General features: G+C 64.7%; 15 protein-coding genes. 2 read left to right on the top strand and 13 right to left on the bottom strand.

Annotation, left to right across the window (positions count from 1 at the left end; all coding sequences use genetic code 11):
• Positions 1-23: 23 nt before the first annotated feature.
• Positions 24-653, top strand: coding sequence for a nucleotide exchange factor GrpE (grpE, locus tag AB4Y97_RS11270; protein WP_441999139.1), 630 nt, complete (start codon positions 24-26; stop codon positions 651-653).
• 1 nt (position 654) lies between these two features.
• Entirely contained in the window at positions 655-1,290 is a 636-nt protein-coding gene (locus AB4Y97_RS11265) for a trimeric intracellular cation channel family protein (protein WP_441999138.1), read from the top strand.
• Positions 1,291-1,352: 62 nt separating this feature from the next.
• On the opposite strand, the gene AB4Y97_RS11260 is transcribed toward AB4Y97_RS11265, so the two are convergent.
• From AB4Y97_RS11260 to dnaK, 13 genes are all read right to left on the bottom strand, one after another.
• Complete coding sequence (locus AB4Y97_RS11260; protein ID WP_441999137.1) at positions 1,353-2,291, bottom strand: hypothetical protein; 939 nt, start codon at positions 2,289-2,291, stop codon at positions 1,353-1,355.
• A 219-nt stretch (positions 2,292-2,510) separates the two neighbouring features.
• Positions 2,511-3,131, bottom strand: coding sequence for an alpha-ketoglutarate-dependent dioxygenase AlkB family protein (locus AB4Y97_RS11255; protein WP_441999136.1), 621 nt, complete (start codon positions 3,129-3,131; stop codon positions 2,511-2,513).
• Between the two features lie 124 nt (positions 3,132-3,255).
• On the bottom strand, positions 3,256-3,783 hold the full coding sequence (locus AB4Y97_RS11250) for a GNAT family N-acetyltransferase (protein WP_441999135.1): 528 nt from the start codon (positions 3,781-3,783) through the stop codon (positions 3,256-3,258).
• Positions 3,780-4,400: a 2,3-bisphosphoglycerate-dependent phosphoglycerate mutase gene (locus AB4Y97_RS11245; RefSeq protein WP_441999134.1), complete on the bottom strand. Its 621-nt coding sequence runs from the start codon at positions 4,398-4,400 to the stop codon at positions 3,780-3,782. Before AB4Y97_RS11245 ends, AB4Y97_RS11250 begins: the two co-directional genes overlap by 4 nt.
• A 36-nt stretch (positions 4,401-4,436) precedes the next feature.
• Complete coding sequence (dapB, locus tag AB4Y97_RS11240) at positions 4,437-5,237, bottom strand: 4-hydroxy-tetrahydrodipicolinate reductase (protein ID WP_441999203.1); 801 nt, start codon at positions 5,235-5,237, stop codon at positions 4,437-4,439.
• Positions 5,238-5,322: 85 nt separating this feature from the next.
• Entirely contained in the window at positions 5,323-5,511 is a 189-nt protein-coding gene (locus AB4Y97_RS11235) for a hypothetical protein (protein WP_441999133.1), read from the bottom strand.
• A gap of 52 nt (positions 5,512-5,563) precedes the next feature.
• Entirely contained in the window at positions 5,564-5,785 is a 222-nt protein-coding gene (locus AB4Y97_RS11230; protein WP_441999132.1) for a hypothetical protein, read from the bottom strand.
• A gap of 31 nt (positions 5,786-5,816) precedes the next feature.
• Complete coding sequence (locus AB4Y97_RS11225; protein WP_441999202.1) at positions 5,817-6,122, bottom strand: DUF1330 domain-containing protein; 306 nt, start codon at positions 6,120-6,122, stop codon at positions 5,817-5,819.
• On the bottom strand, positions 6,122-6,412 hold the full coding sequence (locus tag AB4Y97_RS11220; RefSeq protein ID WP_441999131.1) for a DUF1330 domain-containing protein: 291 nt from the start codon (positions 6,410-6,412) through the stop codon (positions 6,122-6,124). Before AB4Y97_RS11220 ends, AB4Y97_RS11225 begins: the two co-directional genes overlap by 1 nt.
• 53 nt (positions 6,413-6,465) lie before the next feature.
• Positions 6,466-7,173 (bottom strand): orotidine-5'-phosphate decarboxylase, encoded by a 708-nt coding sequence (gene pyrF, locus AB4Y97_RS11215; RefSeq protein ID WP_441999201.1) that lies wholly within the window; start codon positions 7,171-7,173, stop codon positions 6,466-6,468.
• A gap of 35 nt (positions 7,174-7,208) precedes the next feature.
• The gene (locus tag AB4Y97_RS11210; RefSeq protein WP_441999130.1) at positions 7,209-7,832 is read right to left on the bottom strand and encodes a class I SAM-dependent methyltransferase; all 624 of its coding nucleotides are present in this window, start codon (positions 7,830-7,832) and stop codon (positions 7,209-7,211) included.
• 65 nt (positions 7,833-7,897) lie between these two features.
• Complete coding sequence (gene dnaJ, locus AB4Y97_RS11205) at positions 7,898-9,034, bottom strand: molecular chaperone DnaJ (protein WP_441999129.1); 1,137 nt, start codon at positions 9,032-9,034, stop codon at positions 7,898-7,900.
• A 134-nt stretch (positions 9,035-9,168) separates the two neighbouring features.
• Complete coding sequence (gene dnaK, locus AB4Y97_RS11200) at positions 9,169-11,082, bottom strand: molecular chaperone DnaK (RefSeq protein WP_441999128.1); 1,914 nt, start codon at positions 11,080-11,082, stop codon at positions 9,169-9,171.
• Between the last annotated feature and the right edge of the window lie 140 nt (positions 11,083-11,222).

Below are 11,222 nucleotides of genomic sequence, written 5' to 3'. Positions count from 1 at the left end.
TTTCCCATCTCAGTAGATCGAAGATGAAGCCGAAAGACACGGAACACCAAAACACGACGCCGCAGGCCGAGCCTGTCGCCGAGACTGCCAACGACGCCGCTTCCCAGGCCGCGCCCGATCCGATCGCCGTTCTCGAGGCCGAGAAGGCAGATCTGAAGGACAAGATGCTGCGTCTCATGGCGGATATGGAAAACCTGCGCCGCCGCACAGAGCGCGAGGTCGCGGATGCCCGCGCCTATGCGGTCACGAACTTCGCCCGCGACATGCTGAACGTGGCCGACAATGTGCGCCGGGCCATCGAGAGCGTGCCGGAAGACGCCCGCCAGACCGCCGAAGGGGCCTTCAAGGGCCTGATCGAGGGAATCGATCTCACCGAGCGAGACCTGCTCAACACCCTCGAGCGCCACGGGGTGAAGAAGCTTGACCCGCAGGGCCAGAAATTCGATCCGAACGTGCACCAGGCCATGTTCGAAGTGCCCAATCCCGACGTGCCGAGCGGCACCGTCGTGCAGGTGGTCCAGTCGGGCTATGTCATCGGCGACCGGGTGCTACGTCCGGCTCTCGTCGGCGTCGCCAAGGGCGGGCCGAAGGCCGCCAATAACGGCAATGGCGCGGGTCCGCAGGAAGCGGATAATTCATCCACCGCGTCATAAATTGAGCCTGACCGCCAGTATTCCCTTCGAGACCATCGGCGTCGCCGTCTTCGCGCTTACCGGCGCGCTGATGGCGGCCCGAAAGGGCATGGACCCGTTCGGCTTCGCGCTTCTCGCCACGGTCACGGGCGTCGGCGGCGGAACATTGCGGGATCTGCTCATCGGCATCCGGCCCGTCTTCTGGGTCGGCGATCCGAGCGATGTGCTCGTCTGCCTGCTCGTCGCCGGAATCGTCTTCGCCCTGGGGCCGAAGCGGGTGGCGGCTCTCGACGGAGGGCGACGCGGGCGCGCGCTTCTCTGGGCCGATGCCCTGGGTCTCGCCCTGTTCGCCGTCGGCGGAACCGGCAAGGCCCTGGCCGCCGGCGTGCCGGCCCTGTCGGCGGTGGCGCTCGGCACCGTCACGGCGACCTTCGGCGGCATCATCCGGGATATTCTGGCTGCCACCACGCCTCTCGTGCTGCGGCACGAAATCTACGTCACGGCGGCCGCTCTGGGCGCCGCCGTCATGGTCGGATTGCAGTGGCTAGGCCTCGATGCCTTCACGAGCGCCGCTGCGGGCTTTACGGCCGCCTTCGGCCTCAGGGCGCTCGCCATCCTGCGCGGCTGGTCCCTCCCGGCCTTCCCGCAGCGGGACTGATATCTTTTATAGTTGGAGCGTGATCCGACGCAAAACCGGCGTCCACTTTTGCTGATCACGCTCTAGAAACTCATCTGGACACTATCGATCACGCTTCGGAAACGCGGCAGGTAGGTCTGCCGCTCCGCGACCCGGGCGAGGCCGACCATGCGCACATAGCGGTCGTTGTCGAAGCGGATGGTTTGCATCACCACCACGGGCTGGCCGGACACCGCATCCGTCGCCCTTGCAACGATCTCATGCCATTCCTGCCCCTGCAGCCGGAACGATTCTGAGCGCTCGACGGCGATTTCCTTCAGGATCTGGTTGGAATTCAGCGCGGCCTGGGCGAACTGTTCACGCCTTTCCGCCGATTGTGGCGGGGGTGCCAGCGACACGGCCAGAATCAGGATCGGTTGCTCAACGCCCTTGATCGTATCCTTCTCGCCATCGGTGAGAAGGACCGAACTTCCTGAGAGAACCCGGATGGGACGGAAGCCCGCTTTGTCGCGAATCCGGAACGGCAGGGCCGAAACCTGCTCATCGAGGGAGACGGGACCGCGCAGGGCCACGCTCTTCAGCGCTGCCCGCATTTGCGCCTCGCTGTACCCGTCCTCGCCGCCCTGAACCTGCGCGATGAGAAGCGCGGTCATGTCCGCGCCCTTGAGCGCGAGCACCCATTTGCGGCCCTTGACCGGCCCGGTCATGGCGCCGCCGATGAGGAGGCCCGTTCTGCCGTCGATCTTCAGCTTTTCGCGGGACGTCACGTCCATGCCCTGCTGCTTCAAGGCACCCTTGGTCATCCCGGCCACGAGTTGCTCATAGGCCTGGGCCGGCATCTCGGTGATGGTAATCGCGGCGGCTTTCTGGGGGTTCTCGAACCCGGTGAAGCGCTTCGCTGGCACCATGTCCTCCAGCGGCACGATGCCGACGCGGGAGGCCGGCGGAAAGACAGCCTCGGCTGCCATGGCGGCATGAAGGGACAGGGCGAAGCCAAACGCGGCGACTGCGAAACCTCTCATCGAAGCTCTCCGGGCATTCCTTGATGCAAGGCTTAGAGCATGATCCGGAAAAGGTCATGCAAAATCAGGAATTTAGAGTCTGATTACGTCTCATTGGGACAAGGGCGGCCTCTAGAGCATCGGACCCAAAAGTGGAATCCACTTTTGGGATCAATCTGATGCTCATTCCTTAGGCGGCGCATCGTGCGGAAAAGTGGACCCGGTTTTTCGCACGATGTGCTAAAGCGCCTCCTCGACCTTGCGCAAGGTGAGATTGAGACGCCCACCTTGGGGCAGCAGGTCGGAGCTTCCCGCGATCAGCCGGTCGATGCCGTGATGGATCAGCCGCGACGGCCCGCCGAACACGATGGCATCGCCCGAGCGCAGCCTGACCGAGCGGGTAGAATCCTTGCGGTCGACGCCGCCATAGCGGAACAGGGCGGTGTCGCCGAGCGAGAGCGAGACTACGGGCGCGGCAAGCTCGGCCTCGTCCTTGTCCTGGTGCATGCCCATCCGGGCCGTGGGCTCGTAGAAATTGACCAGGCAGGCATCGGGCGGAAGGGGATAGCCGCTCATCTCCTCCCAGGCTCGCAGGACCATCTCCGGCATGGCGGGCCAGGGCTTGCCGGTTTCGGGATGGGTCGGCTGGTAGCGATAGCCTTGCTCGTCGGAGACCCAGCCGAGCCGCCCGCAATTGGTCATCCGCACGGAGAACGGCTTGCCCGTGCGCGGCATTCGCGGCGTGAAAAGAGGCGCGGCGCGGGTCACGTCCCGGACGGCCTGGAGCAGCGCTTCCTGGGCCGGACGGTCGAGATAGTCCGGGTAGTAGATGAGGCCGGGGGCGAGAGTGATGGAGGCCATGAGGTCAGGTCTGTCAGAAAACCGGAATGTGGTGCGCGCTCTGGAAAAAGGCCACGCCTTTCTCCCTGTCATTCCGGGCTCCGCTGCGCTCGCCCCGAAATGACAGGGAGGGCAAGTATCAAACCTAAGCAGCGTTACCCAACGCCTTCCAGAAAATGGTCGTGTCGCACAAGCCGCCATCGGGCCACAGGGCGTAATTGGGGATGATCCCCGACTTGGTCCAGCCGCGCTTCGCATAGAGCCGCTCGGCATTGGAGCCGGTGACCGTATCCAGGGTGAGGAGGGTCAGGCCGCGCCTTTGCGCTTCGTTCTCCAGGGCCGTCATCAGGCCGTTCGCGAGGCCGCGGTTCCGCGCCCGGCGGTGGACGAGAAGCTTCTTCACGTCGCCCCGGTGAGGCTGGTTAGGGGGGACGTCGAGCCCGATCTGTACGGTGCCCGAAAGCACGCCGTCGGCATAGCCGCCGAAGAGGATCGTCTTGTCTGCCCCGACGCTGTCGATCACGCCGCCCCACCAGTCATGGGCATCCTCGACGGAGAAGGGCGACATGAAGCTCACCGACGCGCCGCCCGCCACGCAATCGGCGAGCGTTTCGGCCAGCCGGATGCGCTCGCGCCGGGCGCCCTCCGCGTCGAGAATGCGAATGTCGATCATGCGTCCAATACCTTCTTGCTGGCGACCGTAGAGTCTGCCTTCAACTCATAGAGGATCGGCACGCCTGTCGCGAGTTCCATGGAGGGAATCGTCTCGGCATTCAGCCGGTCTAGCACCATGACGAGGGCGCGCAGCGAATTGCCGTGGGCCGCCACCAGCACGTGCTCGCCGCGCATCACGTGAGGCAGGATCTCGGTCACGTAATAGGGCAGCGTGCGGGCCACTGTATCCTTCAGGCTCTCGCCGCCGGGAGGCTGCACGTCATAGGAGCGGCGCCACAGATGCACCTGCTCCTCGCCCCATCTGGCGCGGGCGTCGTCCTTGTTGAGGCCGGACAGGTCGCCGTAATCGCGCTCGTTCAGGGCCTGGTCCTTGATGGTCTTGAGGTCCGGCTGGCCGATCTCTTCCAGGATCAGCTCGCAGGTATGCTGGGCCCGCGACAGGTCGGAGGTGAAGGCGATGTCGAACTGAATGCCGAGCGCCTTCAATCGCCGGCCCGCTTCGCGCGCTTCCTCGATGCCGAGTTCCGTGAGGCCCGGATCCTTCCAGCCGGTGAACAGGTTCTTGAGGTTCCAGTCGCTCTGACCATGGCGGGCAAGGACGAGAAGGCGGCTCATGTCTCAACCTCCATAATCCCCCTTGCGGGGAGGAACTCAGCCCAATCCCAGCACGTCGGCCATGGTATAATAACCGGGTTTCTTGTCGAAGCCCCAGAGCGCCGCCTTCACCGCGCCGCGGGCGAAGATGCCCCGGTCCTCGGCCCGGTGCGCCAGTTCCAGGCGCTCGCCCGGACCTGCGAAGATCACGTTATGCTCGCCGACGACGGTGCCGCCGCGCAGCGCCGCGAAACCGATATCGCCCGCTTTCCGCGCGCCGGTATGCCCGTCGCGGCTGCGGACCGAATGGTCCTTCAGGGAGATCCGACGGCCCTGTGCCGCCGCCTCGCCGAGAAGAAGCGCCGTGCCGGAGGGAGCATCCACCTTCATGCGGTGATGCATCTCCATGATCTCGATGTCGAAATCCTCGCCCAATGCCGCCGCCGCCTTGCGTACGAGGCCGGCGAGCAGGTTCACGCCGAGCGACATGTTGCCGGACTGGATGATGCGCGCATGCCGTGCCGCCGCCTCCAGCTTCGTGAAATCGGGCTCCTGCAATCCGGTCGTGCCGATCACGTGGACGATGCGGGCCTGGGCCGCGAGCGCCGCGAAGCCCACGGTCGCGGCAGGCGTGGTGAAATCGAGCACGCCGTCGGCCTGCGCGAAGACGGGGAGGGGATCGTCCGTTACGTCGACTTCGAGCAGGCCCGTCCCGGCGATGAGACCAGCATCGTGCCCGATCGCCTCGGAACCCGGCTTGGCGATGGCGCCGACAAGGCGGCAGCCTTCCGCTTCCGCGACGGCTTTGATCAGCATGCGCCCCATGCGTCCGGCCGCACCCACCACGACGAGTCGCATCTCGCTCATGCCCGCTCTCCTGCTTTCCGGGTCAGCGTATAATGGCTTCCGCCATCGCTGAGAAGCTTGACCGGCGAAGCGAGCCTCAAGGGAGACCCAAGGCCTGTCTCCTTGAGGTCAAAAATTCGTTTATGGGCTTGTCGCAGCGGACCATACGGTCGCTCAAGTCGAATACTTCGCGCAGCCAAGGATGTTTCAAGGCTTCCTCCCAGGAGAGGATTTTCCCTAGATAATCTGTTTCCCAACGTGTGTCTTCTGGATCGACGATGCGCACATTGTGACCCTCCTCGTTGACCCAGAGGCAAAAGGCAAACGCTGTCCGTTGCTCAGGGGTAGCATTCTCGTCCCCAACGCCCCAGGCCAACAAGGACGCTGACATAGTCGGGAACTGTCTTCGAAGGATCATGCCCGGTTCCAGAAGTGAAGGCGGCAAGATACACCGCAAAAGCATCACCATCACGAGTGACGTATCGGACAAGCCGCGTCGTCGTCGTGCCGCAGCATGGACAAGTCTCGACCTGAGGCTCCTCGAATTCGATCTCGTCCATGCTTTTCCTCACTGATACCGGTACTGGCGCACTACCCCGGCTGCGGCCCGTCATAGCCCTCGATGACGAGGATATCCGCCACCGCATGTCCGTCCCGCTCGGCCTTGGCCGCCTTGTATTCGGGCGAATCCCAGCAGGCCAAAGCCGCCTCGTAGGAGGGGAATTCGATCACCACGTTGCGGGCGCGCGCCTCGCCCTCGACGGCCTTGAACGCGCCGCCGCGCACCAGGAAGCGCGCGCCGAACTTCGCGAAGGCGGGGCCGTTGGCCCTGACGTAGTTCTGATAAGCGTCGGGGTTCGTCACGTCGACGCGCCCGATCCAGTAACCCTTGGCCATCATTCGGCTCCTTCGACGAGGACGAATTCGGCGATGCAGGCGCCATCGCGCTTGGCCTTGGCGGCCTGGTATTCGGGCGAGTTGTAGTAGCGCCGGGCCTGATCCATCGACTCGAACTCGATCACCACGTTACGCGGGCGCGCATCGCCTTCGAGAGCCTCGTAGGCACCGCCGCGCACGAGGGGCCGGCCATTGTATTGGCGGATCGCCTCCGTCGCGCCCTTTGCGTACTCAGCATAGGCCTCGGGGTTCGTGACGGTGACGCGGGCAATGACATAGGCCTTGGGCATGGAGCGCTCCTTCAATGACGATGCGGCACGAAAACGCCAGTGCGGCCGCGCCGTCAAGCTTGGAGAGCGGCGGCCATCTCACTGATGATCGCTTGCGCTGCCGCGCGGGGATCGGTGGCTTTCACGATCGGGCGGGCGACGACGAGATGGGTGGCGCCGGATCGAATGGCATCCCCCGGAGTGACGACGCGCTTCTGGTCCCCTGCTTCGGAGCCCGCTGGGCGGATGCCGGGGGTGACGATGAGCCGGTCGGGGCCGATGATGGCGCGCACGCGCGCCGCTTCGGGGGCCGCGCAGACGATGCCGTCGATGCCGATGTCGCGGGCCTGGGCGGCGCGCTTCGCGACGAGATCCGCCGCCGGAACGGGCGCATAGCCGGCCTCGACGAGATCCTGGTCGTCGTAGGAGGTCAGAACGGTCACGGCGAGGATCTTCAGGTCCGACCCGGCCTTTCCGGCCACGGCCGCGCGCATGGTCTGGGGATAGGCGTGAACCGTGAGAAGCGTCACCCCGAGGCGGGCCACCGAATGCACGCCCTCTTCCACCGTGTTGCCGATATCGTGAAGCTTGAGGTCGAGGAAAACCTTCTTGCCTTCCGAGATCAACTCTCTGGCGAAGGTGAAGCCGCCCGCATAGGCGAGCTGATAGCCGACCTTGTAGAAGGTCCCCGCATCCCCGATGCGGTCGACGAGCGCGCGCGCCTCGTCGATGGAGGGAACATCGAGGCCGATGATGAGTCTGTCGCGAATGTCCCCCGCCATCGTGGAATCCGTGGGAAGGGACATGGCGGCGCTCATCATGGATTCGTGACCTTATTGTAGACCCAGACGCGGGCCGGGGGGAGATTGCGCCAGATCCGGTTGGAGGCGCGGGTTCTGTAGGCCTGCGAGCGCGCCGGGATCGGCGGCACGACGGCATAGGTGAACTGGATGAAGGGCGCTTCCGCGTGCATCACCCCCTGCGCGGTCTCCAAAAGATCCAGGCGCTGGTCCATCGGCTTCGTGAACAGGGGCAGGCTCGACACGGTCGCGGCCGCCGGCTCCTGCAGGATGCCGGACAGGGTTTCCTGAAGGTCGTAGGCATCGCCCTGGATGATCGTCGCCTTTGGGAAGCGGCGCTTCAGGAGCTGGCAGAAATCGGGGCTGTATTCGATCAGGACCAGCCGGTCCTGAGCCACGCCGCGCCGGATGAGGGCGTCCGTCACCGGGCCGGTGCCGGGGCCGAGTTCGATCACCGGGCCGGGAATGCGCGGGTCAACATAGGACGCCATGGTCCGCGCCAGCGCCTTGCCGGACGGCGTGACCGCGCCGATGACGAGCGGGCGTTCGAGCCAGGATCGCAGAAACCGGGCTTCATCCTCAAAGCGGTCCTTGCCGAGGGGCAGTTTGCGAGGCGTAGGCCGTTGGGACGACTGGAGCACTGGGTAGACCCTTTGAACCGCGGATCAGTCTGGTTCTTTAGAACTCAAGGAAAACGACCGTCAAGTTAAGTGGATCCACTCAATCCGTCGAAGAACTCGCGCACGCGGGAGAAAAAGCCAGAACTCTCCGGGTGATTTTCCTTGGAGCACTCCTGATCGAACTCCGTCAGAAGCTCGCGCTGGCGCTTGGTGAGTTTCTGCGGAGTTTCCACAACTACTTGGATGTAAAGGTCGCCCAGGTCCCGCGAGCGCAGCACCGGCATGCCCTTGCCCTTCAGGCGGAACTGCTTTCCGGACTGAGTGCCCTCCGGGACCTTCACCTGGGCGTCGATGCCGCTCAAGGTCGGCACGCTGAACTCGCCGCCGAGGGCCGCCGCCACCATGGAAATCGGGACGCGGCAGAACAGGTCCGCCCCGTCGCGCTGGTAGAATGGGTGCGCCTTGAGCGACAGGAAGATGTAGAGATCGCCCGCCGGTCCGCCGCGCAGGCCGGCCTCGCCTTCGCCCGCAAGGCGGATGCGGGTGCCGTCCTCGACGCCGGCCGGGATGTTGACCGAGAGCGTGCGCTCGCGGGTGACGCGGCCCGCGCCGCCGCAATGGGTGCACGGATCGTCGATGACCTCGCCGCGCCCGTGGCAATTGGGGCAGGTGCGCTCGATGGAGAAAAAGCCCTGCGTGGCGCGCACGCGGCCCGCGCCGCCGCAGGTGGGGCAGGGCTTAGGCTTCGAGCCTGCCTTCGCGCCGCTGCCGGAGCAGACCTCGCAGGTGATGGAGGTCGGAATCTTGATCTCGGCGGTCTTGCCGTGGAACGCCTCGTCGAGGGAGATTTCCAGGTTGTAGCGCATGTCGGCGCCGCGCTCGCGCCCGCCGGTTCCTCGGCCCCCACGGCCGCGCGTGTCGCCGAAGAAATTCTCGAAAATATCCGACATGAAGTCGGAGAAATCGTTGCCGAAACCGGGCCCGCCCGCGCCGCCATTGGCGAAGGCCGCATGGCCGTAACGGTCATAGGCCGCACGCTTCTGCCCATCGGAGAGGGTCTGGTAGGCCTCGTTGATTTCCTTGAACTTGACCTCGGCCTCGTGGTCCCCCGGGTTGCGGTCCGGGTGATATTTCATCGCCAGTTTCCGGAAGGCGGATTTCAACTCCACCTCGGTCACGGTCTGTGAGACGCCGAGTACTTCGTAATAATCGCGCTTGGACATTCTGCCTTCGCCCCTGTGCCTCCGACATTGTCATGGCCGGGTTTTTGAGGGCCCGGCCATCGCGATCAGAAAACGGAGCCCTTTATTTCATACGACATCCCCGGGACAAGCCCGGGGATGTCGCTGGTTTCGGATTAAGCCCGTTTCTTTTTGTCGTCTTCGTCGACTTCCTGGAAGTCCGCGTCGATGACATCGTCCTTCTTCTTCTCTTCGCCGGCGTGCTCGCCGCCTTCAGCAGCTCCTTGAGAGGCCTGATACATGGCCTCTCCGAGCTTCATCGAGGCCTGCATCAAGTCCGTGGTGCGGGCCTTGATGGTCTCGGCATCCTCGCCGTTGAGCGCCTGCTTCAAGGCGTCGATAGCGGTCTCGATGCCCTGCTTGTCGGACTCGGAGACCTTGTCGCCGTATTCCTTCAGCGACTTCTCGGTCGTGTGGACCAGGCTCTCGCCCTGGTTCTTGGCTTCGACCAGCTCGCGGCGCTTCTTGTCCTCGGCGGCGTGCGCCTCGGCGTCCTTCACCATCTTGTCGATGTCGGCTTCCGACAGACCGCCCGAGGCCTGGATGCGGATCTGCTGCTCCTTGCTCGTCGCCTTGTCCTTCGCAGTGACGTTGACGATGCCGTTGGCGTCGATGTCGAAGGTCACCTCGATCTGCGGCATGCCGCGGGGCGCGGGCGGAATGCCCATCAGGTCGAACTGGCCGAGCAGCTTGTTGTCCGCCGCCATTTCGCGTTCGCCCTGGAAGACGCGGATCGTCACCGCGTTCTGGTTGTCTTCCGCGGTCGAGAACACCTGGCTCTTCTTGGTCGGGATCGTCGTGTTGCGATCGATCAGACGGGTGAAGACGCCGCCCAGCGTCTCGATGCCGAGCGAGAGCGGGGTCACGTCGAGCAGCAGCACGTCCTTGACATCGCCCTGGAGAACGCCCGCCTGGACCGCGGCGCCGATGGCAACCACTTCGTCCGGGTTCACGCCCTTATGGGGCTCCTTGCCGAAGAACGACTTCACGACTTCCTGGATCTTGGGCATGCGGGTCATGCCGCCGACCAGAACCACCTCGTCGATCTCGCCGGCGGAGAGGCCGGCATCTTTGAGCGCCTTGCGGCAGGGCTCGACGGTCTTCTGCACCAGGTCGTCGACGAGCGACTCGAACTTGGCGCGCGAGAGCTTCAGCGCGAGGTGCTTGGGACCGGAGGCATCCGCCGTGATGTAGGGCAGGTTGATTTCGGTCTGCTGCGCGGAGGAGAGCTCGATCTTGGCCTTCTCGGCGGCTTCCTTGAGACGCTGAAGGGCGAGCTTGTCCTTCGTCAGGTCGATGCCCTGCTCCTTCTTGAATTCGGCAGCGAGGTATTCGACGAGACGCATGTCGAAGTCTTCACCGCCCAGGAAGGTATCGCCGTTGGTGGACTTCACCTCGAACACGCCGTCGCCGATCTCGAGAATCGACACGTCGAAGGTGCCGCCGCCGAGGTCGTAGACCGCGATGGTGCCGTGCTGCTTCTTGTCGAGGCCGTAGGCGAGGGCGGCCGCCGTCGGCTCGTTGATGATGCGCAGCACGTCGAGGCCGGCGATCTTGCCGGCGTCCTTGGTGGCCTGGCGCTGGGCGTCGTTGAAATAGGCCGGAACCGTGATGACGGCCTGCGTCACCGGCTGGCCGAGATGCGCCTCCGCCGTCTCCTTCATCTTCTGCAGCGTGAAGGCGGAGATCTGGGAGGGCGAATATTGCTTGCCGTCGGCTTCGACCCATGCGTCGCCGTTCGGGCCCTTGATGATGTGGTAGGGGACGAGGCCCATGTCCTTCTTGGTCATGGGGTCGTCGAAGGTGCGCCCGATCAGGCGCTTGATAGCGAAGAAGGTGCGCTCCGGGTTCGTGACCGCCTGGCGCTTGGCCGGCTGGCCGACGAGGCGCTCGCCTTCGTCCGTGAAGGCCACGATGGACGGGGTCGTCCGCGCGCCTTCCGCGTTTTCGATGACTTTGGGCGTCGTGCCTTCCATAACGGCGACGCAGGAATTGGTGGTGCCGAGGTCGATACCGATGACCTTACCCATGGCGGGATCCCTCACTTTCAAGCAGACCGCCGAGCCCCGAAGCGGCCCGGCCCATGGCTGTGTTGTTGACGATACGGCGGGGCCCGCCTCCGAGAAAGCGTTCCCTGCTCTGGCGCTGATATAAGAAGGGGTACGAAACG

Source organism: Microvirga sp. 2TAF3, from assembly GCF_052114965.1.
In the GTDB taxonomy this organism is placed as follows: domain Bacteria; phylum Pseudomonadota; class Alphaproteobacteria; order Rhizobiales; family Beijerinckiaceae; genus Microvirga.
The sequence above is the reverse complement of the archived record's forward strand: the minus strand, read 5'-3'. Positions and strand labels throughout refer to the sequence as shown.